This window comes from Lysinibacillus sp. GbtcB16, from assembly GCF_019091145.1.
GTDB classification, from domain to species: Bacteria; Bacillota; Bacilli; order Bacillales_A; family Planococcaceae; genus Lysinibacillus; species Lysinibacillus fusiformis.
In genome coordinates this window covers 1-401 of the sequence record NZ_JAGXJV010000157.1, presented here as the reverse complement: position 1 = coordinate 401, position 401 = coordinate 1, and the positions used below count along the sequence as shown (strand labels likewise).

At 43.1% G+C, this 401-nt stretch carries 2 tRNA genes; both read right to left on the bottom strand.

The annotated features are described in order from the left end of the window. Nucleotides 1-2 precede the first annotated feature (2 nt). Nucleotides 3-75, bottom strand: a tRNA-Val gene (locus tag KVT27_RS23820). Nucleotides 76-147: 72 nt separating this feature from the next. After that, nucleotides 148-222: transfer RNA gene (locus KVT27_RS23815), tRNA-Glu, on the bottom strand. Between the last annotated feature and the right edge of the window lie 179 nt (nt 223-401).

Below are 401 nucleotides of genomic sequence, written 5' to 3'. Positions count from 1 at the left end.
GGTGGAGGATGACGGGCTCGAACCGCCGACCCTCTGCTTGTAAGGCAGATGCTCTCCCAGCTGAGCTAATCCTCCATAGAAACAGGTGTGTTATATCACAGTTTATTTTCTTTTTAAAGCCTGTACATCATGATGATGTATTTTAATTGGTGACCCCTACGGGATTCGAACCCGTGTTACCGCCGTGAAAGGGCGGTGTCTTAACCACTTGACCAAGGGGCCAAACTTATGTCTCAAACAAGACAAGAATTATAATAACACTATTTCTACATTCTTGCAACACTTTTCTACATTTTTTATGTATAAATCCATCTTAAAAATGAGCAAAAAAATGGCTCCGAAGGCAGGACTCGAACCTGCGACAACCTGATTAACAGTCAGGTGCTACTACCAACTGAGCT